Source organism: Chromobacterium sp. CCUG 30098 (genome assembly GCF_059916605.1).
On sequence record NZ_JAUCGS010000009.1, the window covers coordinates 14,797 to 39,678 of the forward strand.

Below are 24,882 nucleotides of genomic sequence, written 5' to 3' on the forward strand. Positions count from 1 at the left end.
AGCCCCGAGATGGCGACCCGTATCTACGACCCGGCGATCCTGAACGCGCAAGGCGCCCTGGTGGATTTCACCGCTCTCCTGCGCCAGCGCGGCGGAGTCAACCCCAATATCGGCGCGGCGACCATGGCGCCGCCCAAACGGCGCGCGCTGCTGCTACGCTGGCAGACCAGCCCCGCGGCCGGGCTGCCCAGCGAGCCCTTCAAGGTTTGGCGCCGTCCGGCCACGCCGCTGGGCCAGCCGCATCCGGTGGGCTATGAAGAACTGGCCTTGCCGCCGCTGTTCCGCATCATTCAGTTCGACGCGCCGCTGGCTTCGGCGCGGCTGACCGTGCATTCCAGCGCCGGCGGCATGCTCAGCGTGGCCGTGCTGGCCGGACCGCCGGTGCTGGAGGCCATCGTGGCCGTGCAGTCCCGCACCCTGGCCGCGGGCGGCAGCGACACCCTGGAGTTTCAGGCGCCGCTGATCACAGGGCTGATGCTGGTCAACGTCTCCAGCTACGACGCGCCCACCGGGCTCAACGCCGACGAACTGGAAAAAGTGGAAGGCTGGCAGCTGGTGGAAACGGTGGGGCTGCCGGTGGCGGAGGCGGACTGGGCGGGGCTGGGCCAGCGCCACGGCGTCAAACAGGGCAGGGTGGGCGCGGAAATGCCGGCGCCGGACGCGGCGGTGGACCGCTACCAGCGCGGCGTCAATCCGCTGGGCTGGTGGCCGGCGTTTCCGGACGCTGCGCCGGCGCCGATGTGGCAATTGCCGGACCCGGCCAAGCTGGTGGACGAGAGTGCCATCGAACTGCTGCCCATGCTGCATGACGTGGCCTCGCTGCCGCCCAATCAGCAGGCGGCCAAACGCTTCACCTTCACCATCGATCCGCCGCAGAACCCGGCCGGCGAAACCATGCCCGCCACGGACCCGGGCAAGGCCGATCTGTCGCCGGTGGGACTGTTGGCGATGGCGGCGTCGACCGATCCGCTGCTGGCCGTGACGCTGGGCTACGGCACCGGCTACGCGGACGAGGACATTCCGCCCATCAACTTCGCCAGCAGCCAGCTGTTCGGCGACGCCAGCCGCAGCGATTGGGACTGGCTGATCACCGGCCTGTGGGACAAGGGGCTGGACGGGGCGTCGGGGCCGGTGGAGTTCGCCGCGCTGGTGCCGCGTCCGGGCCTGGCCTTGCCCGCGCCCACGCCGGCGGATTTCGCGGTGGATTTCCAGGCCAATCTGCGGCCGTCTCAGGCGGACCGGGACTGGCTGGCGTCGATCCGGGCGAGCTGGGAGCGCTTTCCCTTGAACCAGCTGAGCGCGGTGGCCAGCTACGCCGCGGCGCGGCGCCGCAACGGCGCGCCCGGCGCGGCCGAGGCGCTACTGCAAAAGCACGCGCAGGCCGGCGGCCATCGCCCCATCGGCAGCGCGCGCAACGACCGCGACCCGGAGCCGACGCGGCAGAGCGCCACCGACGGCGCGCTCGCCGTTCCCAACGACCCGGGCAGCGTGGCCATGACTTATGCGGCGGCCACCCAGAACATCTTCGGCGTCTGGAGCCCGTGGGCGGCGGCGGCCATCACCGTGGGCCAGCCGGAGCTGTCGCCGGTGCAGTTCCTGTCCGCCGATCTGCGCGCGACGGATCCGGGCAGCGGCAGCGTCTGCGCGGCCACCCTGGTGTGCGACATCTCGGTGGACTGGCGGGTGCGCACCCCGTCGCGGATAGATTTGCGCGGCCGCCTGTTCGCGGCGGCCACGCGCAGCAGCGCTCTGCCGGCCGCGCCCGCGCCGGCGGGGCTGCAAAAATCGCTGGGCGGCGCGGCGGCGGCCATGCAGCTGACCTTCGCCGGCGACGCGCCCGCGCTGGCCGGCGGCACGGTGGCCGCGCTGGACGCGGAGGGCACGGCGGTGGTGACGCCCGGCCACGCCGCGCAGGGCAGCAGCCGGCGCTACCGGCTGACGATTCCGGGCTTTTCGCTGGACTTCGGCGCCACGCCGCATATCGGCCTGGTGCTGGAGGCGCGCGCGGTGGAGGCCATCGCGCCGCACCGCAGCGGCCCGTGGTCGCCAACGCCGCGCCTGGCCTACGCCTCGGACCCGCGCGCGCGGCCCACCGCCGTCGACATCGTCCAGCTCGCCAGCCTGCCGGACGCCGCCGGCGAATGCCACGCGCAGCTGAGCTGGGCGGCGGTGGCCGGCGCCGTGGGCTACGCGGTGTACGAAAGCACCGAGACCCGCATCCTGAGCAGCCATCCCGGGCAGCCGGAGCCGACGCCGGAGCGCACGCTCAGCCAGCGGCTGAGCACGATCAAGCAGGCGTTCAAGACGAATCCCATCCGCCGCGACTTCATCCGCCGCAACGCCGAACTGATCACCGTCACCGCCGCCGACGTGACGATGCCGCGCGGCTCGCGCGACATCCACGTCTACACCGTGCTGCCCATGATGGCGGGCGGCCACGAAGCGGCCTGGCCCAGCGGACCGAACGCGGATCAGGCGCTCATCGCCTACGCCGCGCCGCGCGTGGCCGAGCCCGCGCCGCCAACGATAGAAGTGCAGATGGTGTTCGACAAACCGCCCGCCGCGCCGGACTACCGGGCGCGCATCCGGGTGGGCACGCGCGGCGGCGCCGGCGCGCGGCCCAAGCGCATAGACCTGTACCGCGTGCGCGTGGACGACGCGGCGCGCGCGCTGGACAGCATGGGCCCGCCAATCGCCAGCGTCATGGCCAGCGGCGGCGGCTGGACGGTGAGCGCGCCGGACGGCGGCGGCGACTGGATCGCCCGCCTGGCCGGCGAAGACCGCCCCAGCGGCTCATGGCGCAATGTCTGGTATCGCGCCGTGGCCTGGAGCGACGACGACGCGCTGCGCGGCGTGCTCAAGGGGCGCTCGCGGCCGTCGCCCGCGGTGTCGGTGCTGATCCCGCCGGCCGGGCCGCCGGACCTGTCCCCGCTGACGATGAGCTGGCCCGGTGGCGATCCGGCCGCGGTGCTGCTGCAGTTCAGCTCCAACGCGCCGGTGGCGGCCACGCCGGCCGGGCCGCACATGCTGTCGGTGGAGGCCGTCCTGGCCGGCGGCGCGGCCTTGTTGCGGCGGCAGACGGCGCTGGACAAACTGGGCCTGGTGCCGCCCGTCACCGGCACGGACGTCTGGCGCATAGACGGCGGCCCCACCCAATACCGGCTGCTGGTGCGCCGCGCCGCCATGGGCGACGCGGTGTCGGTGACGGTGCGGATGACGGACCCGCTGGGACGCGCGAGCGAGCGCACGCTGGCCATCCCGTCCGGTTCCATCGTCCCGCTGCCGCTGTTGTCGCCCATCGTCGGCGCGGCCCTGTCGCCGTCCGGCAAGGCCTACACCTTTAGCAGCAACGCGCCGGACAGCGACGCGGGCGGGGTTTACCGCCTGCGCATCGAACTGACGCCCGAACCAGCGCTTCCTCCGATCACGCCGATACCGCCGATCCGGCCCTTGCCGCCCATTCCGCCTATCTCGCCGCGGCTGCCGCCCGGGCTGGGCGGCATAGGCGGCATAGGGATACCGCCCATCGTCATCGGCCCGCGCCCGTTGCCGTCCCAGTTCAAGCTGATCAACGGGGTCTATGTGTTCGAGGCGGAGCTGGCCTCGGTGCCCACGGTGTCCGGCAGGCCCGCCCTAGGGGCGTCCGGGCCGGCGGTGGCGCGCCAGGCCGCGCCGGCGCGCGACCATTTCGCCATCGTCACGGCGCTGGCCTTGCGCGGCGTTCTGGTTCGCATCATCACGCCCGACGGCCGCACGGTCGAACAACGGGCTCACGGTTAAGGAGCGCGCCATGGCCACGGTTTTCACGCTGACTCCCACCAGCGCCGCGCAGGCGCTCAAGGACCACGGGCTCGATGCGCTGGGGCTGACCGCGCTGCGGCTGGGGCCCAGCTGGGGCGGGGCCAACCCCGCGTTTGACGGCGCGGCGCTCACGCTCACTTTTGCCGGCGCGCCCAAAGCGCCGTGGCGCGGCGTTCTTGAATACCTGGACAGCCTGTCCGCGTTCCGCGCGGCGGACGGCGCGCCCTTGACCGGGGCCGGCGCGGCGCTGCGGCTGCATCCGCAGGCGGCGGCGCGGCTGGAGGGTCTGGCCGCCGGCCGCTACGCCGCGCCCGGACAGCCCCAGGTGCGCGCCGTGCCGCATGTGATGGTGATCCGCGGCCTGACGGGCAACGTCTCGCCGCACAGCTACGATCCGGGCGACGCGCTGCCGGCCGGCGCGGCGGGCGCGGCGCTGAGCTTTCACGATGCGCGCGGCCTCATCGTCGACCCGGTCGCGGTGGCCGCGATGCTAGACGATCTGCAAACGGCGTTTCCCGCGCTGGATATCAGCGCCGGCGGGGCATCGCCCGCGGCGGCGGGCGGCGTGCGCAGCATTGCCGGGCTGGCCGGCGGCGTGCTCGCCCAGGTGGTCACGCTGCACGGCCGCGCGTTTGCCGCGGCGGGCGGCGGCCCGGGGGTGGAAAGACAGGCGTCCGGCGGCGGCTCGTCCACGGCCTTGGGCGCCGGAGGGCTGGTGGCCATCAGCGCCGGCCAGCAACTGGCGGGAACCGGCGCCAGCGCGGCGGCCAGGCTGCGCCTGGGCTGGGCCGGCGGCGGCACGATGTCGGCCGGGCCGCTCACCGTGCCCAATCTGCCGGCGGGGGTGACGCTGGCGCGCCAGTTCGTCCGCGCCTTTGCGGTGGATCTGGATTGGCATTTGCGCGGCAACCGCGGCGTCGCCGAGATCAACGGCATCCCCGCGGACGACCAGCGGATACCGGCGGACCTGCAGCCCCAGGTGCGCGACGGCGTGCGCATCGACTACCTGGCGGACGGCCCGGACATGCTGGCCGCGGCGTCGCAAGTGGCGGGGCGCATGATGGGGGCCGGCGCCGGCGCGCTGATGTTCGCGGTGTCGCCCACCTTTGAATCCGGCGTGGGCACCGCCGCCGCGCCGGGCGCGGGCGCGCACTGGCCGGCCTTTCCCGGCCCCAACACCAATGCCGGCTTTGGCGCGGGCATGGCCCCGCCGGCCGGCGTCACCGCCACCTGGTCCGGGAGCAACGACGTGGTGGTGGCGATCCCGGCCGATTTCGCGCCCAGCGGCGCCACTGTGCGCGTCTTCGCGCAGCGCTTCCAGCTGATCCAGGCCATAGGCGAGGAGCAATCCTTCCTGCGCGCCGACGGCGGCGCGGCGATCGCCGCGGCGGGCAGCCCGGTGTCGGTGCTGGTGCGCAACCCGTTTGGCCTGAAGCCCGGCGACCCGCTGCCCAGCCCCGGCACCCTGGTCTACGACCTGGTGATCGTGCCGCGCGCCGGGCGGCGGCGCATGTGGGCGGCGCAACGCGCGGCGATCGCGGCCGGGCCGGCGGCCGCGCCGGCCGACCCGTTCGCCGCCGGCGACCCGCTGGCGGCCTGGCCGGACAACATCAAATCCATCTGCCAGGTGCCGCTCTTCGGCCTGCCGCGCACCGTCACGCCGCCGGGAGGCTCGCCGGCCACCGCGGCGGACCTGGCGCGCGCGCTGCTGTCCGAGACCCAGCCGCGCCAAGGGCCGCGCATGCCCACCATGGCCCGCTTCGACGCCATGGTGGTCACCGGCATCCCCAGCGCCAACGTCTCGGCCGGGCTGGACTGGGACGCGGTGCTCAGCGGCGGCCGCTGGGCGCGCGAAAGCCGGTCCGCGGACCACGCCAACGCCAATCCCGGCAACCCCGCCGGCCCGGACACCCATGCGCCGGGCGTGCGCGTCACCGGCGCGCTGGCCTACGACCTGGCCCAGCACGCGCTGCGCCGCGCCCAGCCCATTTTCCCGCTGCCGGGGGGCACCACGCCGGGCTGGATCGCCATGTCCGGCGGCAACAACTTCAACCCGCCGACGGCGGCGCCGGCCGCCGTGCCCGGCAGCTCCTCGGGCGTGGCGCTGGAAACGGTGTGCGCGGTATGCGAGACGCCGGAACTGTCCTTGCTGCCCGACGGCAATCCGCTGGGGTCTTCCTCGCCCATCACTTTCCAGAACCTGCTCAACCAACTGGCCACCGCCCTGGGGCTGGGCAGCGCGCCGTCCATCACCGTCTCCAACGAAGACCGGCTGATCAACGCGGTGCGGCGCGAGTTCTTCGTCTCCAAGCACGGCAACCGCGATTCGCTCTGGGCGCTGACCCGCGCCATCGGCGAGGCCGACGAGCTGATCTACATCGAAACCGCCGGCTTCGCCCGCACCGCGCGCCCCAGCGGCTCGCCCGCCGCCTACGAGATAGACCTTGCGCAGAAGATTGCGGACCGGATGGCGGCCAACCCCAATCTGAAAGTGATTGTCTGCCTGCCGCGCGAGACGGACTTCGCGCCCGCGTACGCGCCCTTTGTGCGCCGGGCGATCGCCCAGCGCAAGGACGCGGTGGACATCCTGCAAAGCGCCGGCGCTGCGCGCGTGGCGGTGTTCCACCCGCGCGGCTTCCCCGGCCGCTGGGCGCAACTGCGCACCACCACCGTCATCGTCGACGATGTCTGGTGCCTGAGCGGCGCCACCCATTTCCGGCGCCGCGGCATGACTTTTGACGGCAGCATGGCGGTGGCCTCGTTCGATCGCGACATCGCCGGCGGCTACAGCCGCAAGGTGAGCGCCTTTCGCCGGCAACTGATGGCGGCCAAGCTGCAGGTCAGCCCAACGGACGCTGCGGGGCTGCCGGCCTCGGAATGGCTGCGCCTGCAATCGCCGGCCGCGGCCTTTGATCTGATCTCGGATCTATTGATGCAAGGCGGCCTCAACCGGCTGGCCCCGCTGTGGCTGGGCCCGACGGACGCCTCGGTCATCCCGCAGAGCGACGATGTCGCCGACCCGGACGGCGCCGCGGGCGCGTCCGGGCTGCTGACCCTGGCGGGTTTGCTGAGCGAGAGCAGCACCTGAGGCCGGGCGGGGCAGAGCTGGGAGGCTCCGCGGGCTAGACCAAGCTGTTGACGCGGTTTAAGCCCTGGCTCAAGCGCTGTTGCACCGGCTCCAGCAGCGCCACGGCCTCCTCGCTGCTGAACAGCAAGGGTTCGTCGCGGCGTTGCATCAGGGTCAGGATGGCTTGCAGCCCGAGATGAGCTGCGCGGATGTCGATCAAGCCTTGTACCAGACAAGCGTCCATCTCCGCGCATTGCTGGGCCAGTTGCCGGCCCAAGTGTGGCAAGGCGGTCTGATTCTGGGCGTCGAACAGGTTCTGGTTCAACAGCTTTAATTGCTCCATGGCGGGCAAGGCAGTATTCATCACGGCATTCCCTTGGCTTTACCAAATTGAATTAGAAGTTGATCGTGGTTTTCAATCCCACCACCCACGCATTGGGCGTCTGAACCAGCCCGCCTGGCCGCACCCAGTATTGAAGTCCTGGCTGCAATTCCAGCCAGGGCGTAACTTGGTAGCGGTAGATCAGTTCGGTGTTGACCGAGGACTCCGGCAGCGGCGCGTAACGCGGGTCCTGATAGTCGCTGACGCCGGTTTGCTGATTCAGCAGGTTCTGGCTGCGGCGCCAGTTGGGGCTGGCTTGAAACTTGGAGACGCCCAAGGCCAGCCAATCGTTTGGTCGGGCATCAAACGGCCCTCGATAACGCAAGGACAGGGAGCTGGAGTAGGAGCGAGTGCTGCTGCGTTGATCGGCCACGCCCAAGCTCCAGGAAAGGCTCAGTCCGCGATTGGCGGTGTCGGCGTGGCGGGTCAACTGCTGATTGAAGCCGGTGTACAGATACCAGGTATTGCGGTAGTAGCGGTAGCCCGCCGGGTCATTCATTCCCGCGCCCCCGGACGCCCCCGCGTAGAGGTCGCGCTGTTTGGCATTGGTGTAGAGCAATCCCAGTGTGTAGACGCCTGGCAGGCCAAACTGGCGGGTTTTCAATGTTGCTTCCAGCGGCAGCAGAATGCCGCGGCTGCCGTCGGTGGACACGCTCCAGGCGTGGCTGCGTGACGGCGCATCCGGGTTCTGCTCCAACAAGCCGGTTTTCAGCGTGACTTCCGGGGTGATCCGGTACTGCAAGGTGGTGCCCCAGTAATGCACGTTCCAGTTATACCAAGTCCGGGAGCCGGCGGATTTGCCCCCGCACAGATTCAAGGTCTGGAAGTCGCAGGAAATAATCTGGTCGAAGTCCTGTACCTTGTTCATCAGTCCTATCCGCCACTGCAACTTGCCGTCGAGGAAGCTACGGCGGAAGGTCAGCCAGCCCAGACGGGTAATGGACTGGCCACCCCAGCTTTCCTGCGTCAGATCGTTGAAACCGACGCGGGTATCTTGCAGCCGCGAAGTGGTCAGGTTGTTGTCATGGTTGCGGTTGACGATATTGCCCTCGATCACGGCATCGGGAATGCCGGTCAGCGCTTCCAGACTTTGGGTGAAGGTCAGCGAAAACTGGTCGATGTATTCGGCTTTCTTGTCCGTGTTGTAGCCGCCTTTGGCGTTGTAGGCGGTTTGGCTGACGTAGGCCAGGCGATAACGAAAACCATATCGTTCCAGCCGGTTGCGAATGCCGGTATCGGTGCTGAGCAAGTCGCCGGCCTGCGGTTCGAAGCCAAGCACCGTGCCATCCCAGGCGGGGATATCATCGCGTCCGCTGTCGGCTTGCGCGATAGCCGGGCTTAGTAGAACGCCCACGGTCAGGCCCAAGGCCAGCGGGAGGGAACGCGGGTCGGTAGAAAACAGGGTAGGCATGTTGGTCTCCTGAACTTCCGGCGGCTGCATAGGCGCAGGCAAAACCAGCCCCTGGCCTATGACAGCGCCTGTTGTGGGTGTGGCCTGCCGCTGGCAGGCCTAGGGGTTTTTGCAGCTGGGCTTAGCCGGCCGGCTTCAGTGATTTTCCCCGGCTGCTGATCACATCGCGATACCAGTAAAAGCTGTCCTTGCGCCGTCGTTCCAGGCTGCCATGGCCCTGGTCGTCCAGATCGACGTGGATGAAGCCGTAGCGCTTGGACATCTCCGCCTTGGAGGCGCTGACCAGATCAATCGGCCCCCAACTGGTGTAGCCGAGGATTTCAACGCCATCGTCCAGAGCTTCGGCCACTTGGATCAGGTGATCATTGAGGTATTGGATGCGGTAGGGGTCATGGATGCGGCCGTCCGGCGTCACCTCGTCGCGCGCGCCCAGGCCGTTCTCCACGATGAACAGCGGTTTTTGGTAGCGGTCGTAGAGCAGATTGAGTAGGTAGCGCAGACCCTGCGGGTCGATTTGCCAGCCCCAGTCGGAACTGGGCAGGTGCGGGTTGGGCACCATGCCCAACGTACCGCCGGCTTGTTCCGCCAAGTTTGGGTCGGCGCTGGCGCAGCCGGACATGTAGTAGCTGAAGGAGATGAAATCCACGGTGTTGCGCAGGTCCGCCAGGTCTGAGGGGCGAATGCTTAGCTCGATACCCTCTTCGCGGAAGAAGCGCCGCATATAGGCCGGGTAAGCGCCGCGCGCCTGCACATCGCCAAAGAACTGCCACTTTCGATTTTGCCGCAGGGCTTCTTGCACGTCTTCCGGCCGGCACGTCAGCGGGTAACGGATGCCTCCCAACAACATATTGCCGATCCGGCCGTCAGGGATCAGTTTGCGGAAGATTTTGACCGTTCGCGCGCTGGCCACCAGTTGGTGGTGGATGGCTTGGTAAACCGCTTGCTTGCTGCTGTCCGGCGGCAGACCGACGCCGGTAAACGGCGCGTGCAGCGCCATATTGATCTCGTTGAAGGTCAGCCAGTATTTGACCTTGTCGCGGTAGCGGGTGAGCACCGTGCGGGCGTAATGCTCAAAAAAGGCGATGGTCTGGCGGCTGGCCCAACCGCCGTAACGCTGGGTCAGCGCGTAAGGCATTTCGAAGTGCGACAGCGTGACCAGCGGTTGAATGCCGTGTTTGGCCATTTCGTCGAACAGGCGATCATAGAAAGCCAGCCCGGTCCCGTTGGGGGCGACCTCGTCGCCTTCCGGGAAGATGCGGCTCCAGGCTATGGACACGCGCAGGCAGCTAAAGCCCATCTCGGCGAACAGAGCGATGTCTTCCGGGTAGCGGTGATAAAAGTCGATGGCCCGGTCCTTGAGGCCGCTGTCGCCGTCCACGCGCTCGACGATGGGGCCAAAAACGCCCTGCGGCAGCACGTCCGAGGTGGACAGCTCCTTGCCATCGGTCAGGTAAGCGCCTTCAGCCTGGTTGGCGGCCAAAGCGCCGCCCCAAAGAAAACTAGCGGGAAACATAGTCATCTCTATCTCCTGTTGCGGTGGTTAACGGCTGACGGCCAGCAGGGGAGCCAGCTCCTCCACCTCGGCCGTGGGGATGGACTGCACTTGTATGCAGCCGGGGTTGCAGATCAGCACTACGCTGGTCATATCGAAGCCGGCCTCGGTAATCGCGGCGCGGTCAAACTCCAACAGCAAATCGCCTGCCGCGATTGAGTCACCTGTCCGAACATGGGCGTGGAAGTGGCGGCCATCGAGTTTGACGGTATTGATGCCGACATGGATCAGCACTTCGGTGCCGTCGTCGGCGACGAGCGCCAGCGCGTGGCAAGCGTGGAACAGGGATTTGACCTGGCCGCCAAACGGCGCCACTACCCGGCCGCTATGCGGCAGGATGGCCACGCCTTGGCCTAGAATGCCGCTGGCAAAGGCGGGGTCCGACACTGTGCTGAGCGGCTGCACCTGGCCATGGAGTGGGGACAGAACTTGATAAGACGAGGTCGCCAAGACCAAGGCCGGAGCCTCCATCGCCGCTGTGGCGGCAGCGGCCGGCTTGGGTTTGGGCTGGCCAAAGAAGAAGGTGAGCAGGGCGGCAACACTCGTCGCCAGCAGGCTGCCGGCTATTGCGCCCCATACCGTGTAGTCGATGCCGCTGTCGGGAATGAGTTGGGCAAAGGAAAAAATACTGGCCAGGCCCATCGAGTATTTCTTGGCCTGCACATAGCCGATGACCAGGCCGCCCAGCGCACCGCCCACGCAGCCGAAGATGAAGGGACGTTTGGCCGGCAAGTTGACGGCATAGATCGCCGGCTCGGTAATGCCGAACAGGCCGGACGTGACCGCCGAACCGGCCAGGGCGCGTTGCTTGGCGTCGTGGCTACGCAGCATGACCCCCAAGGCCGCACCAGCCTGTCCCAAAACGGCTGGGATCAACATGGGCGTCAAGGTGTCGTAGCCCAGCGCGCTCAGGTTGTTGTAGAACAGCGGGATGAAGCCCCAGTGCAGGCCGAAGATCACCAGAACCTGCCAGCCCGCACCCAGGACGGCCCCGGCGAGCATGGGCATGAGGCCGTACAAGAGTTGAATGCCGCCTGCCAGCGTTAGGCTAGCCCAGGTGGCCAGCGGGCCTATCAAGATGAAGGTGAGCGGCACCACCAGCAGCAGGCAGGCCAGCGGCGTCAGTATATTGCGAACCGAGTCATGCAGGCGTGGTCGGAGCCGGCGTTCGACCTGACAACTGACCCAGGCCGCAAACAGGATGGGCATCACCGAGGCGCTGTAATTCATCAAGGTGATGGGCAGGCCGAGAAAATCCAAACCCACCGCTGCAGGGTCTTTGGCGGCTTCGAAAGCACGGAGCGCTTGCGGGTGTACCAAGGCTCCGCCGATGGCCATGGTAAACAAAGGATTGCCGCCAAACTTTTTGCCAGCGGTATACCCCAGGGCCATCGGGAAGAAATAGAACAAGGCGTCGCTGGCGGTGAACAAGAGTAAATAGGTGCCGCTGCTCTTGTTGAGCCAACCGCAGGCCACGAATAGCGCCAGCAGCCCTTTTAAAACGCCGGAGGCGGTCAGAATGCCCAGCACGGGCATGAAGATGGCCGACACCAGACTGATGAAACGGTTGAATAGCCCCTCGTTTTCTTCGGTGCCGGTTTCCTCCTTGAGTCCAATCAGCGGCTGTATTTTTGCAAAGACCTCGGCCACCTGATTGCCGATCACCACCTGGAATTGCCCGCCGCTCTCCAGCACCATCAGAATATCGGGCAGACGGTTCAAGGTTTCCGCCTGGGCCCGTCCGGAATCGCGCAACTTGAAGCGCAGCCGGGTGGCGCAATGCACCAGGCTCAGAATATTGTCCTTGCCGCCCACTCCCGCGACGATTTGTTTGGCAAGTGTGTCCATGGTTCTCCTCCCTATGGCGAGCGAACGCTCAAAAAAAAACCTGACCGCGCCCACCCGCAATGGGGGAGACGTGGCCAGGTTTTGCCTGTTCTAGACAGTAACAACCCTGTTGATGTCGCGACTGGTCAAACCAGCCGGTGAGTAAAGATCAGGCTTATAGACGGCTGATGTGAATGGCGAGGAACATCATCTCGTCCAACTCAAGCTCCTTCCGGTACTGCTCCCAAATATAAGCACCAACGCTCTCCGCGCTGCGCCATGCCTGCGGGTAGCTTGCCTTCACCGCCGCATGCAAGGAGGTGTCTCCAGCAGGCAATGACTGCTGGGACAACACGCGTTGCGCAAAAAACTTCAGGTGGGCAATGAAGCGGTGGTAGCTCAGCGCTTGCTGGTCAAGCTCATGCCCTTGCTGGTAGGTGACGATCCGCAGTACCTGCTGCATCAGCTGGGTAATGGCTTGCATCTCCGGAGCCTCGCTATTCATTTGGGCGTTGGCCAAATGCCAGGCGATGAAACCGGCCTCATCCTCCGGCAAGGTCAGCCCCAATCGCTGCTCAATCAGCGCCAGCGCTTGCAGGCCAATGGCGAATTCTTTCGGGTAAAGCCTGCGCATTTCCCATTGCAGCGCGTTGTGGAGGGCAATGCCCTGACGATGGCGTTCAAGCGCGAAATGGCAGTGATCCAGCAAAGCCAGGTAAACCTCTTCGGGCAGCCTGCCCAATTGTTTTTTCGCCAGGTTGAGGATGTCGGTGCAAACCGCCATCACCTCGGCGGGGATGCCGCTCAAGACTTCGCTCAAACGGGACATCAGCTCATGGTTTTGCAAGGCGAAGAGTTTTTCTACCAGCGCCGGGTCCAGCGCGTCGCCCGGCCGCTTTTGAAACCCCAGGCCGCAGCCCATGGCCACCAGCTCATGCTGGTGTTCGTCCAACACGAGGGCGGCATTGTTGTTCAAGACTTTGCTGATCTTCATAGCGCCCACCTTGAAAACAAAAAAACCTGACGGCTTGGCCTCAGCCAAGTCATCAGGTTTTGCCTGCTTGCGCAGTAACAATCCTTGAGCACAAACATCTGCTTTGACGACGCAGGAGCAAAGCCACGGCTTTGACCCGATGCGTCGTCAGCGGATGAAACCATAGAGTGAAAAAACATACAACTTAATTTGTTAAAAATATATCGCTTCGAAATCGGCGGGGGCAGACGTCCGGCAGGACCGGCCGCTGGAGGCGGTTTTGCGGCAGTGGCGAAAAAGTGCGAAGGCATCATTGCGGTCTCCACGTCAGCGTTGGAAACCTGCCGTTTGGCGGGCAGGGAGCGGCGTCGGGGCAAAGGCTGTGCAACTGGCTGGCGCAATCGTCCAGCACCGCGGTGGCGGCGCAGGCCAGATGTTGCAAGCGGGGCTGCTGTGTCTGTGCGGCGTGGGATTGGAAAGCGTCAAGAACGTGACGCAGGGTGACGAGGCAGTTCAAGGCCAGAGCGCAGGCGGCCAGGGTTTGGGTCTGTGGATCAGGCGGTGGTTTGGCGAAAGCGGAGTGCGGATGGGAAGGCGTCATTGCGGTCTCCTAGTCAGCTTTGGAGCCTGCCCGGAGAGGCTTGGACAGGCACGTGACAAGGTTGGAAGACCGCGATCTACTACGGCAGCCGTAAGGCTCAATGCCACGGCCTGCCCTCTTGCGGGTACTACGAGGGTACAGCTAGGCGAACCTATACAGCGGCGGTGCCGCTAGGTTCAGTAGATCACGGGCTTCCAAACCCGGCGCGACGTTATTGGGCGCAGCGCGAGCACAGGGTACTGAGGCGGGGATGGGGCGTCAAGCCACTGACGGAGGAGATTAATGTCTCTGAGTGGACTAATCGGGGTAGGTGGCTTTGTTTAGTTGATATATTAAGAATAATTGCCGAGAATGGCCGTGGCGTGCCGGAAGCTAGTTTCTTGAATGGAAAGGAAAACTATGGCTGCGCGCGCAATTATTCGCATTGGTGATACCACCTCACACGGCGGCACGGTGCTGGAGGCGTTTTCGAACTTCAATATTTTTGGCAAGAATGGCTGTGGGATTGGCCACCGGGGCTACTGTCCGCAGTGCAAGACAGATTTTGTTATCGTAGCCGGGGCGAAAAACCACACCTTCATGGGCAAGAATGTGGCGCTGGAGGGGATGCTCACCTCTTGCGGCGCGGTGCTGATCGCCTCCCAGTGGCAAGCCACGGTGGATACCGAACCCGGCGCGGTCAAGCTGGTGCCTGGGCCGTTGAGCGCGATGATCGCGGCAGGAGCGTCCTTGCCGGCTCAAGGTCCGAACTGGATCGAGTTTGCCTTGCCGGGTCAGGAGAACTACCAGGGCTTGGCCTGTACCATCAACTTCGACGACGGCAGTTCGAAGGAGATGACATTTGACCAGGCCAGCTGTTTGCGGATCGACTCCATTGCGGAAGTCGCGGGCATCCATGTTGAAATCCCAGAAAATGAAGACGTTAGCGACGAAAACCTCTCCAGTAAAATCCTTAATCTGATCGAGGGCTGAGACATGAGCGATACCGTAAGCTATGGCAGAAGCCGCAGTGCCGGCACTTCCACCACCAGCGGGGCCAGCGTCCCCGAGTATAAGATCGAGTACCGAGGCCACTACCAAGTGAATCAGCGGCATGAGCTGGAGTCCCCGCTCAAGAAAAGCTTGGATATGTTGGAGGCCGCTGCGGCAAGGTTTGCAACGGATGCTATCAAAGATGGGAGCGTCCGAATCTCTTATCAAAATAATATTAATCGTATGGCGCAGGCGGTTCTTGAAGAGGTGAATTCAGGGAAATTGACTGCGAAGGAAGGGATGGAGTTTGCTACAGCGATGCGTAACAAGATCATGGAAGAACATCGGACCGTGACTTCTCCTCAAGCGCTTGCCTCTGCTGAAAAGCATAAATTGAATGGCAAAACTGTTGAGCAACTGTTGGATAAAAAAGCCAGAGACATTTATCAAAAGGGATTTTATATACTGACACCTGCCGAACAAAATAAGGTTTACTATGCAGTAATAGAGTCTTCAGCTCGTTCCAGTGGTAAGTTCGATGTGAAAGCAACTAGATTGAAAGTCATGGGTAAGGTGGCGTGGATTGTTACCGCTGCTTTGGCAACTCATGCTGTTATGGGGGCGGATAACAAGAAAAAAGAAGTTGTTAAACAAGGGGCGACAATTGGTGGGGGTGTGGCAGGTGGTGCGGCCGCTGGGCTGATGGTTTCAACTATTTGTGGTCCCGGTGCTCCAATTTGTGCAATTGCTGTTGTCTTGGCTGGTAGTGTTGCTGGAGGTTTGTTGGCTGAAAGTATTGTGGATAGTCTAGATGAAGAGTTGGAGGAGTTTTCTAGATGGCAAATGCAATAAAAGACTTTGATGTAGTGGAGAGCCCAAGAAAGCCTGGGGTTATAATCGTTTATTTTGATCTTTTGTTTTGTGGCAAAAAGACCGGTGTCAAAGTTATGAGCGAGTCGGTTTTTGCTCAGTACTGGATGGAAGATTCTGAACGTTATTTTTTGGTGTTCCAGAATGCCCCCTGGGAGGAAACTAATTATGAATTTTATCTTTTAACAAAAGATTTTGTGGTTTTGGATCGTGTGCATCTATTTTCGCCTGATGACCGTGATGATGAATTGATTGATAGTTATGAATTAAAAGGTGGAGTATTTTTCTTTAAAAAGTATGGAAATGGCAATAGGTATAAAGTAGTAATTGAAAATAAGGGGAAGGTTGGCTATTCCTTTGGTGATCTGAAATATAGATTGATTTTGGGGGCGCTAAAGCCGGTCAAGTATCTTCAGTTAACCCCCTTGTGAGTCTTTGGAAGGGGAGTGTTTTGGGTTGCGCTAGGGAGGTGGCATGGAGTTTTTGTCTCGATTGTTTAAGTGGAAGTCAAGACGGGCAGTGGAGAAGGTTGTATTTGATGAGCGTAAAATTATCCATAGCCCATTGAGAGGGGAGGATGTTGAGTTCCATTGGGCTGATCTGTACGAGGTAAGCATCGAAACCACGGATCAAGGGCCGTTTGTAGATGACGTATTTTGGGTGCTTGCTGGAGGTGGTTGGTTTTGTCGCATTTCAAGCACTGCGGAAGGCATGGGGGAGCTTTTGGAAAAATTGGGAGAGTTACCTGGGTTTAATCATGAGGCGGTTATCGTTGCGATGAGCGTAGCAACAAACGCAAGATTTGAATGTTGGAAAAAACATGGTGTGGCTCCTATTGAAGGGTAACGTGCCGAGTTCTGAAGCCTATGCAGGCTAGAGCGGCGATAAAATGGCTTATTTCTACTGACCTTGTAATGATATGCGCATGAATTATTTTGTGGCTTTACTGTTTCTGCCAACATTGGCCCTGGCTGCTGAGGTGTTTGATGGTTATGAGACATATTACAGCAGCCTGCCAAATCATTTATTCCAGTCTTCGGGTGTAGAGCTAGAACCTTTCAGCCTGGAGGGGGAACAAGACATCCGATATATTTGGCAGGGTATGGCAGCGGGTAGCCGCCATAAAGTTGAGCTGAAAGAGGGCAAGGTCATCTTGGATGGCAGGACATGGTTGGCCAAGTCGATCAAGGCTTTCCCTGGCGAGGTGGTTAACGCTGGAGACCTGGGGAGAGGGGCCGTAGCCTATTTCGCCACCGGTTGGGCATGTGTGGAAAATACCCCAGCATCGGTCTCAGGTACGGCGGGGAGACATAAGTCGGTCTACCTGTTGCGCTTGGGAGCCAAGTCCCGAGGATGGAAGCTACCCAGCCTGTTTGCATCCTGTCAGGGCCTTAGGTTAGTGAACGGTCAGGTGCGCTTCGACAAGCTTGAGTATCATTATCAGGATGACAAGGATGAGCCGGCTGGGGTCGTATTCAATGAGTACATGATTAAGTCCGGCCGATTTATGCCCTTGGCGGGAAAGCGTTTCGCCTTCTTTGTAGAGGAGGGGAATGTGTATAGGCTTTTACTTGATTGATTGCTATTGACGGGTAAATAAAATGCAGAGGAGATGTCAGAATTTTTGTGTACTGAGGTCAGTTAAAAAAATCTCAGTTTTGCGTCTTGGAGCCGTTTGCGCCCTAGTGATTTCTCTCGTTACGGTCCCCACTTGGGCTGGACAGGTTGGTAATGTACGCTTCGCCTCTGTGCCGATCAAGGGTAAAGAAGTCCATAAGCTTATTGATAGAAAGGCCGATGTTCATCTGTTTTTCAAGAAGAAAGATATCATCCGTCCTAAGTATCGCAACTACACAGTAGAAAGTGATGCATCTGACGTCATGGATCAGCATAACAAGATAGCTGCAATCCAGTTTTCAAGCTATGGGATTGCTTCAGGCGCTGACCGTAGTAGTTTTCACGAGATTGTCAAATGCGCGTTTGTGGATACACAGAGTGGGCGATTCTTGTTTGAGAGTGATGCGCAGATGTGTGATGGAGAATGGAAACAGCCGACGCTATGGCAAGACGCATCGGGGCGGCATTTGGACTTCGATAAATTACCTAAATAAGGTCATTTTGCATAACTGTAGCGAGTTTCTAAGAGCGGCTAACAAAACCTGTCGAGGCTCACGAGGTATCTGGAAAAGTGGGGGCGATTCAGGTCGCATCTAAGCTACTAGGATTCTTTTGACGAAAACACCGCTTCACAACGTTGAAGCGGTGTTTCTTATTACGCTGCGCGATTGGCTGCCTAACTGCCTATGCGCTCTGCCAAACGCAGCTGGCAGGCGGTGGCTAGCTTCACCAGTTCCGCCTTGCTGACCGGTATTTTGCCGGGCGGGGCGATCAGCTCCGCCATGCCGTTGAGTGTGGAGACGCTGCTGTTCAGGCCGACTAGCCTGCCGTGCGGCCAGCGCTGCTGGTTGTTGGGCGCATAATCCAGTGTCAGCACCCAGCGTGAATGCAGCCATGGGCCGGGTTCGCGCAGCACAGTGTTCAGCACCGCGCGGCTGACCTGCTGCGCCGCCTCCGCGGCGAGGGCGAGCGCCAGGTGCAGGGCTTCCGCGGTGCCAGCCGCGCCGGCCTGATGCAGCAAGGCCGGGCGGGTTTCCTCCAGCCACCAGCGCCGCAGCCGCCGCGCGCCCGGTTTCTTGATGCGGCGGAATACCTCGTTTAGCTCACCCTCGGACAGGCACAGCACCGGCTCCGCCTCATCCGCCAGGCGGAAAGATTGTCCCAGCGGCTCGCCCAAGGCCTGCTGTAAATCCTTCACCTCCAGCTTCATGGATGCCGCGACCTCCGCCGCGATAAACCAGAATCCCTCGGGCCGCCGCAGCACCCGCATGGACAAATCCTTGGCGAAATCCAGCTGTAGCGGCGTATTCATTTCCAGATTGATAGCGGCATTCATGGCCGAGCCTCCCCAATGAAACGTGGGAGCCGCGCTGCCAGAAACGCATGGCGATACGCGGCGCGCAGTCGCAAGCAGGCATGTGATAGGCGGTGGGGAGAGTAAATAAGGGGAGGGGAGATAGAGACGACAAATATAAGACGAGCATCCATGGTTATGGACTCCTGACGGTTTTGTCTAAAGCGCCCCCTGTTGAGAGGGGCGGCCGGGCACTTCAACACCGCCGTCAGACGGCCCGCAGATTTCCCCCGTTGCCGGGGTATTGTATGGCTGCACGCTACCCGGCCATAAGCTTTGGGCGTGCCAGGATAGCGGCACGACAGGAAACCTATGGACGCAAAAAAGCCACGACTTACGGGCGCGGGCTAACCGCTGACGGAGAGGTGTGTTGAGCACCAGCGGTCAATTTAACAGTGAGGACGCTTGGGGTCAATCTATTCAAGCAGGATAGATAGCAACTTGGCTTTTGAGATAGATTTTTCGCTCTATTTAATGCGGAACTTTACATGCTCAGTCCAAATTTCCATTTTTTTGATCAATTTGTGAAAGATTTAAACATAATGGCTGGGTTTTTATGTGAATAAATTCTTTACATTGATAGAGGCCAGTTTTTTCTTACAAGCCACTCGATATCATCTCGATCCACAAAGTTAATGCTCCCTATCAAACGACTATCTATTTTTGAGTTTATCTTTTTTATTGCATTTTCACTTATTTTTCCGCTGGCGACTATGAAAAATTCTGAGATGTAATATGATTTAGATTGGCAAGGGCCCTCAACCGGCATGCTAAAAGCATCGTCAATTTGGGAAATTATTGTGTCTATTAATGAGTTCGCTCCCCCTCCAATGTCGCCTGCTTTTATTTGTGCTGCCAATCTCCTGAAATTTCCGAACTTATCTATCTCACTAAATAAGATGTCCCTACCGTACTCTTTCGGTCCATGGTTGTGTCTGACATGGCAATACCCCATGGCTATTAGCAAGGGTATTATTAATTCTTTTGTTAATTTACTCTCTGACACAGAGTGTTCTTTATTCCACTTAAATCCAAATATTTTGGATTCAGCATCATCTATCAATTCGGATGTTAATAGCAATTTTCTTTGAAGTAATTCAAAAATGTCTTCATCGGAATCTGTTAGATCCGCATGTATATATAAGTCGCCATTCTCAAAATCAACTTTTAATTCTTGGCAATATTTTTCACCAGCTATAATTGAATACACTTCTCGATATACTGCTTTTGTTACTATGGTGTCATCCCAAATATCTGGTTCATCACAAAACGATATGGTCAAGGAGAATTTACCGTCTGCACGATATATGTAGCATCTCCTTGCATTTTTAATTTTTATATCTTCGAGGAAATTAATGTTTAATATGAAAAGATCGGGGTATTGCGATGTGGATACTCCCTTTAAGTCGCCAAGCTGGCATGTTGCCTCACTTTCTATTTTGTCGTTATATACTGTAAGTTGAATCTTCTTTCCATTTATTAATGCTGATGGCGGAGAAGGTATAATTTCAAATCCTTTTGTGGTTTTCATGGTGTAGCGATTAACTGTGGCTTGAGGTGAGCTAGCCAAAGCTTTGCAAGGTGGTGAGTGTAATTAAGTGAAATGAATTTTGGCAGTGTTGTGTATTTTGTTCATCAGTTTTTTATGTTTTGTGAGGGTGGTATATAAAATTTTGTTAAGTCGTGAATTGATTGGGTTGTGTATGGATTTCTAGTCAGTGTAAGTTAGCTTTCGAAATTAGACTTAGGAGTTTTAAGCTCAGAGTTGCAAGAGGGGCGGCTGAGTAATGCACTTAATTTGTCCGCTGGGTGTAACCAGTATGTAAACGAAGTAGGTGTTAAAGTGCAACTGCATTATTTCTACCGTGTAGTGAATTTTGAAATTCACAAGTTAATAACGATCTGCCATGCATTGCTATTGCATGATAGGTCTTGGCTGCAAAAAATCAGTATAATCTACAATTTTTTACCCATCTTGGTGAGTTGTGAACTTCCTGTTTTATAAGGCTAAAGATATATTTTCCCGTAAATTTTTATGGGATTTTGTTTGAGAGGCGAGGCCATTTGTTGGTAAGTTTTGAGCAAGAAATGATCTTTTTTGGGAGAATTTTTTTTTGAATTTTTCCAATCTGCTTCCGCTAAGTTCGGAAGCTTCAATGAGTTTTTTTAAGAGATATTCTTTGGGGTTTTTAATGTGCTCTACGGATTTTGGGCTTGGTAATTTTAAATTTATTCTACAATCAATATTTTCGGCGGCCTTTTTTATGGCTATTTCATCAAGCAAAAGCCATGCTTCCATTTCTTTGACAGGTATGAATGGAATAATTTTATACTCCCCATTCAAGTGGGCCGTTTGTTGTCTTATTTCAAGTTCTCGTGCATCAACTCCTACGCTATCGCCATCCCTGTGAATTACTATGTAGTTAACATTGGGTTCAAGCGCGATGGCCGCATCTACTTTTTCTCTTATAGTTCTGCCTGGAGGAGTGGGGAGCTGGGATAAGTCCATTTTTACGGCAGATGCCTCATCTGCGCCAAGCTCAATAAAAAGAGATTCAATATGCCCTGTTAGCATTAAATCTGACGGACCTTCTGTAATGAATAAAAATCTAGCATGCATAATCATATCCCTCCATACCAGTCAGAGAGAGTTGCGCATGCTTTGGCTTTGCTAGATAGCTTAATATGCTTCCAAGACCAATCTGGGAATTGTCTTTTTTTGCTCTCCAGGTATTTTTCAAGTGAAAGCATCTAATGGTAGAGGCGGTTCTGCCAAAAGGGTTTTTGATTTTTACTACATCTGTAAAAATTATATCAGCAGGTGGGGTCAGCTGAACGAGCAAAGGGGAGTGTGTTGCAATTATAAGTTGGCGCATTGGATTGTTCTGGCTTGGTGATTCTAAAGGATCAACCGCTAGCTTTACAAGTAGTTCTAGCATGGATTGAATTTTGGCCGGATGAATCCCATTTTCTGGCTCCTCGAAGCAAAGGAGGCCTTTAAATTCAGGGTCTTGTGACATGATGCACAAAGTCAGAAATCTAAGTGTTCCGTCAGATAATGCTCTTGCTGGTAAAAAAGCTCCCGCACGCTCCTTTACTTCTAATGTGAAGATTTGTCTTGCGGTGTCTGGCTCTACTCTTAATTCTTGAACAGGTATAATTTCTGATAAATTCTCTGCAATTTTTTCATAGACAGATGGATCAGATTTATATAGCTTAAACAGTGTCGCAGCTAGATAGTCGCCGTTTTGAGTGATGCTTCTTGGGTCATGCATCTTGTTTGATCGGCGCATTGCACTAGGTTCAAGAGCGAGAAATCGCCACGACTGCATTTCTCTACGGGTTGCAAGAATTGTCGGTAGGGAGGATGTGTTGGTATTTCCAATTACCGTTTTTATTGCACCACCTGCGGGGAACTTTTGAGAAGGCTGTCCCCTGCCTCCGCTATCTTGGTGTACATTTACCGTTTGTTGTCCATCCTCATTCTTTGTGCTAATAAATGATGCACCTTTTCTTTTGTTTATAATAATTACGTCTCTAAATTTTCCAGCACTTAATGGAAACTGTAGATTTTCCACTGCATCGCTTTTTTTTCTGTGCACTAGCGATTCAGATATCATGTAAACTTTAGCTTGACTGAACTGTTCGCTAGGGGCGTCGTAACCAAGTTCTATTTCATATCTTAAATATGATGATGAGGCAGATGCAGGTCTGCCAAAATCATCTACGACATTTAGATCAACAATCATTTCTGCAGCAATTTTCATTCTTTCCATACGGTCAGTTCCATCTGTATAGAAAATGTCTGCTGGGTCAGAGTTGATGCCGTCATCTCTAATTAAGGTCGCAGCGCTTGTTATTGGATTGTCACATAATAATGATAAAAATCGAATAAGATCGAATATGTTTGATTTGCCAACTCCATTTAATCCAGCGATACAGTTTTTAGGGCCAAAGTCTATCGAGAAATCCAATAGGTTTTTAAAACCATTTGCCTCGAGTCTTGTGAGCATTTTATTTTTCCATTAAAAAAGGCACACTCGAAAGTGTGCCTTTTGCATAAAATAATGTCAATGAGCTATGTCAAATCAATCCCAGCTCAAAGCCCCGCCAGTCTGGTACTCGGTCACCCGCGTCTCAAAGAAGTTTTTCTCTTTCTTCAAGTCGATCATCTCGCTCATCCACGGGAAGGGGTTGTTCACGCCGGGGTAGAGCTGGTCCAGGCCAATCTGCTGCATGCGGCGGTTGGCGATGAAGCGCAGGTATTCCTTGAACATGCTGGCGTTCAGGCCCAGCACGCCGCGCGGCATGGTGTCTTCGGCGTAAGCGTATTCCAGTTCCACCGCGTGTTTGAACAGTTCGGTGATCTCGGCTTTGAAGCTTTCGGTCCAGATTTCCGGCTGTTCCAGCTTGATGGTGTTGATCAGGTCGATGCCAAAGTTGCAGTGCATGGACTCGTCGCGCAGGATGTATTGGTACTGTTCCGCCGCGCCGGTCATCTTGTTCTGGCGGCCCAGCGCCAGGATTTGCACAAAGCCCACGTAGAAGAACAGGCCTTCCATGATGCAGGCAAACACGATCAGGGATTTGAGCAGCTTCTGGTCGTTTTCTAGCGTGCCGGTCTTGAAGGCCGGGTCGCACAGTACGTCGATGAAGGGGATCAGGAATTCATCTTTGTCGCGGATGGATTTGATTTCGTTGTAGGCGTTGAAGACTTCGCCTTCGTCCAGGCCCAGGCTTTCCACGATGTATTGGTAGGCGTGGGTGTGGATGGCTTCGTCAAAGGCCTGGCGCAGCAGGAACTGGCGGCATTCCGGGCTGGTGATCTGGCGGTAGGTGCCCAGCACGATGTTGTTGGCGGCCAGGGAGTCCGCGGTCACGAAGAAGCCGAGGTTGCGCTTGACGATGCGCATTTCGTCTTCGGTCAGCTGGCCGGTTTTCCACTGTTCGATGTCGCGCTGCATGTTCACTTCTTGCGGCATCCAGTGGTTGGCGCATTGGGCCAGGTATTTTTCCCATGCCCATTTGTGTTTGAAGGGCACGAGCTGGTTGACGTCGGTGGTGCCGTTGATCACTTTTTTGTCCACCACGTTGACGCGGCCGGCGGCGTTGGCGCCCGCGGAGGGGGCGGCCGGTTTGGTTTCGATGGTGTCGTCAAAGTTCAGCATTAAGGGCTCCTGTCTGGATTTACTCCGCGTCCGGCGCGGTGATTTGGGGCGGCAGCGGCTGCTTGTCGCCAGCCAGGCTGGGGCTGAGCGGCAGGCTGCTTTTGCGCAGTATTTGTATCTGGCGCGGCGCGGCGACAAGTGCCGGCACCGGGTCCAGGTCCACGTGCAGGCTGCCCAGTTTGCGGTAGCCTGCGTCTTTGCCATTTTCGCCATGGCGGGCGATACAGAATGCGGTGGCGCTCATGAGCGGCGTCCTTTCAGAAGCGCAGCTGTTGGCTGAGGCGGTGGATCAGCTGGCGTTCGCTGCTTTCCTCCTGCTCCACCTGGCTGCCGCGCGGCTGCCGCAGCTTCAGCAGCTGGCGGTATTGCCGGTTGGCTTGTTCTATGTCTTGCTTGAGCAGCTCTATTTGCTGCTGCAGTTCTTCCGGCTGGCAGTACACCACCAGCGCGTCCGCTTCCACCCAGGCTTTGCGCCATACTTTTTGGCGCGGCAGGCGGCGGGCTTCGTTGAACAGGTCCTTCCATTCGCAGGGCGGGGCCTGGTTCAGCGTCAGGTACATATTGAACAGCACAAACTGCTTGTCGGGGTTGTGGGTTCTTTGTTCGCAAAACCCGTTGATCCGGATGTTTTCAAACGTTTGCATCTGACCTCCTGCTGAAGCCTGGCTTGTGGCGGCGGGGCCGTGGGCCTCGTCATCCTGGAACCTGCTCAAAGCCGGCTGCGCTCGCTGGCCGGGCCTTGAACTGCTTCCGTCCGCCCGCATCGCGGGCCGGCGGCGCTTCCATCCCGAAGCCGCCTGGGGGCAAGCGGCTTGAGGCTGGGGCTGCCTTACTGCTGCGGCGCGTCCTGGTATTGGACCAGGCCGTAAATCTTCCACTCGCCGTCCACCCGTTTCAGGTGGTAGCCGGTGCAGTATTCCCAGGCCGGCTGGCCCTGGCGCTGCACAATCCAGCGCACGCGGGCGCTGGCGGCGTCTTCGCCAAAATTCAGCACGCTGTCCAGCTGGTGGCGGGCGCTGGCGAAGCCCTGGCTGCGGTACCACTCCAGCAAGGCGGTGGTGGTGTCGCGCAGCGATGCCATGTCTTCCCAGCTGGTCAGGTCGCCCTGGTGTATGGCGGTGAAGGGCACGGTGAAGTGCGCGGTCACCTGGGGCACGTCCAGCTGGCTGTAGCCAACGGCGTAGCTGTTAAAAAATTCCTCTATGTTCATCCGGTTTCCCCTGGTTCTGTGTGTTTGCGGCGCCCGCTGCCGTTGCGGTCTGGCGCGGGTTGTTGCTGCGTTCCCCA

Annotated in this window: 21 protein-coding genes; 8 read left to right on the forward strand and 13 right to left on the reverse strand. The window is 59.0% G+C overall.

Going from position 1 to position 24,882, the window contains the following annotated elements; genetic code table 11:
* Positions 1-9: 9 nt before the first annotated feature.
* Positions 10-3,780, forward strand: coding sequence for a hypothetical protein (locus tag QUG03_RS18395; RefSeq protein WP_500820627.1), 3,771 nt, complete (start codon positions 10-12; stop codon positions 3,778-3,780).
* A gap of 10 nt (positions 3,781-3,790) precedes the next feature.
* Positions 3,791-6,889: a phospholipase D-like domain-containing protein gene (locus QUG03_RS18400; protein WP_500820628.1), complete on the forward strand. Its 3,099-nt coding sequence runs from the start codon at positions 3,791-3,793 to the stop codon at positions 6,887-6,889.
* Positions 6,890-6,923: 34 nt separating this feature from the next.
* Here the strand turns inward: QUG03_RS18400 and QUG03_RS18405 are convergent, their stop codons facing one another.
* The 5 genes from QUG03_RS18405 to licT all read right to left on the reverse strand — a co-directional run bounded on the left by QUG03_RS18405 (position 6,924) and on the right by licT (position 13,034).
* Entirely contained in the window at positions 6,924-7,232 is a 309-nt protein-coding gene (locus QUG03_RS18405; RefSeq protein WP_500820629.1) for a hypothetical protein, read from the reverse strand.
* Positions 7,233-7,263: 31 nt separating this feature from the next.
* Positions 7,264-8,661, reverse strand: coding sequence for a carbohydrate porin (locus QUG03_RS18410; RefSeq protein ID WP_500820630.1), 1,398 nt, complete (start codon positions 8,659-8,661; stop codon positions 7,264-7,266).
* 121 nt (positions 8,662-8,782) lie between these two features.
* Complete coding sequence (locus QUG03_RS18415) at positions 8,783-10,180, reverse strand: glycoside hydrolase family 1 protein (protein WP_500820631.1); 1,398 nt, start codon at positions 10,178-10,180, stop codon at positions 8,783-8,785.
* 21 nt (positions 10,181-10,201) lie between these two features.
* The gene (locus QUG03_RS18420; protein WP_500820632.1) at positions 10,202-12,061 is read right to left on the reverse strand and encodes a beta-glucoside-specific PTS transporter subunit IIABC; all 1,860 of its coding nucleotides are present in this window, start codon (positions 12,059-12,061) and stop codon (positions 10,202-10,204) included.
* 154 nt (positions 12,062-12,215) lie between these two features.
* Positions 12,216-13,034 carry a BglG family transcription antiterminator LicT gene (gene licT / locus QUG03_RS18425; protein WP_500820633.1) on the reverse strand — a complete coding sequence of 273 codons (819 nt, stop codon included), beginning with the start codon at positions 13,032-13,034 and terminating at the stop codon, positions 12,216-12,218.
* Between the two features lie 979 nt (positions 13,035-14,013).
* Between licT and QUG03_RS18430 the strand changes: the two genes are divergently transcribed.
* The 6 genes from QUG03_RS18430 to QUG03_RS18455 all read left to right on the forward strand — a co-directional run bounded on the left by QUG03_RS18430 (position 14,014) and on the right by QUG03_RS18455 (position 17,567).
* Positions 14,014-14,586 carry a PAAR domain-containing protein gene (locus tag QUG03_RS18430; protein WP_500820634.1) on the forward strand — a complete coding sequence of 191 codons (573 nt, stop codon included), beginning with the start codon at positions 14,014-14,016 and terminating at the stop codon, positions 14,584-14,586.
* Positions 14,587-14,589: 3 nt separating this feature from the next.
* Positions 14,590-15,438 carry a hypothetical protein gene (locus QUG03_RS18435; RefSeq protein WP_500820635.1) on the forward strand — a complete coding sequence of 283 codons (849 nt, stop codon included), beginning with the start codon at positions 14,590-14,592 and terminating at the stop codon, positions 15,436-15,438.
* Positions 15,423-15,887, forward strand: a complete 465-nt coding sequence (locus QUG03_RS18440) for a hypothetical protein (protein ID WP_500820636.1) — start codon at positions 15,423-15,425, stop codon at positions 15,885-15,887. Before QUG03_RS18435 ends, QUG03_RS18440 begins: the two co-directional genes overlap by 16 nt.
* 43 nt (positions 15,888-15,930) lie before the next feature.
* Complete coding sequence (locus tag QUG03_RS18445; protein WP_500820637.1) at positions 15,931-16,302, forward strand: hypothetical protein; 372 nt, start codon at positions 15,931-15,933, stop codon at positions 16,300-16,302.
* 79 nt (positions 16,303-16,381) lie between these two features.
* The gene (locus QUG03_RS18450) at positions 16,382-17,035 is read left to right on the forward strand and encodes a hypothetical protein (protein WP_500820638.1); all 654 of its coding nucleotides are present in this window, start codon (positions 16,382-16,384) and stop codon (positions 17,033-17,035) included.
* A gap of 106 nt (positions 17,036-17,141) precedes the next feature.
* Complete coding sequence (locus QUG03_RS18455) at positions 17,142-17,567, forward strand: hypothetical protein (RefSeq protein WP_500820639.1); 426 nt, start codon at positions 17,142-17,144, stop codon at positions 17,565-17,567.
* A 182-nt stretch (positions 17,568-17,749) separates the two neighbouring features.
* On the opposite strand, the gene QUG03_RS18460 is transcribed toward QUG03_RS18455, so the two are convergent.
* From QUG03_RS18460 to QUG03_RS18495, 8 genes are all read right to left on the reverse strand, one after another.
* Positions 17,750-18,409, reverse strand: coding sequence for a BRO-N domain-containing protein (locus QUG03_RS18460; protein WP_500820640.1), 660 nt, complete (start codon positions 18,407-18,409; stop codon positions 17,750-17,752).
* Positions 18,410-18,998: 589 nt separating this feature from the next.
* Positions 18,999-19,958 (reverse strand): hypothetical protein, encoded by a 960-nt coding sequence (locus QUG03_RS18465; protein WP_500820641.1) that lies wholly within the window; start codon positions 19,956-19,958, stop codon positions 18,999-19,001.
* A 468-nt stretch (positions 19,959-20,426) separates the two neighbouring features.
* The gene (locus QUG03_RS18470) at positions 20,427-21,053 is read right to left on the reverse strand and encodes a hypothetical protein (protein WP_500820642.1); all 627 of its coding nucleotides are present in this window, start codon (positions 21,051-21,053) and stop codon (positions 20,427-20,429) included.
* The gene (locus QUG03_RS18475; protein WP_500820643.1) at positions 21,037-22,440 is read right to left on the reverse strand and encodes an AAA family ATPase; all 1,404 of its coding nucleotides are present in this window, start codon (positions 22,438-22,440) and stop codon (positions 21,037-21,039) included. Before QUG03_RS18475 ends, QUG03_RS18470 begins: the two co-directional genes overlap by 17 nt.
* Before the next feature lie 75 nt (positions 22,441-22,515).
* Positions 22,516-23,595 carry a ribonucleotide-diphosphate reductase subunit beta gene (locus QUG03_RS18480; RefSeq protein WP_048410338.1) on the reverse strand — a complete coding sequence of 360 codons (1,080 nt, stop codon included), beginning with the start codon at positions 23,593-23,595 and terminating at the stop codon, positions 22,516-22,518.
* Between the two features lie 19 nt (positions 23,596-23,614).
* On the reverse strand, positions 23,615-23,839 hold the full coding sequence (locus tag QUG03_RS18485; RefSeq protein WP_107798792.1) for a hypothetical protein: 225 nt from the start codon (positions 23,837-23,839) through the stop codon (positions 23,615-23,617).
* Positions 23,840-23,852: 13 nt separating this feature from the next.
* A complete protein-coding gene (locus QUG03_RS18490; RefSeq protein ID WP_019102819.1) occupies positions 23,853-24,239 on the reverse strand; it encodes a hypothetical protein in 387 nt (128 codons plus the stop codon).
* A gap of 185 nt (positions 24,240-24,424) precedes the next feature.
* Positions 24,425-24,805, reverse strand: coding sequence for a DUF6841 family protein (locus QUG03_RS18495; protein ID WP_048414891.1), 381 nt, complete (start codon positions 24,803-24,805; stop codon positions 24,425-24,427).
* Positions 24,806-24,882 lie beyond the last annotated feature (77 nt).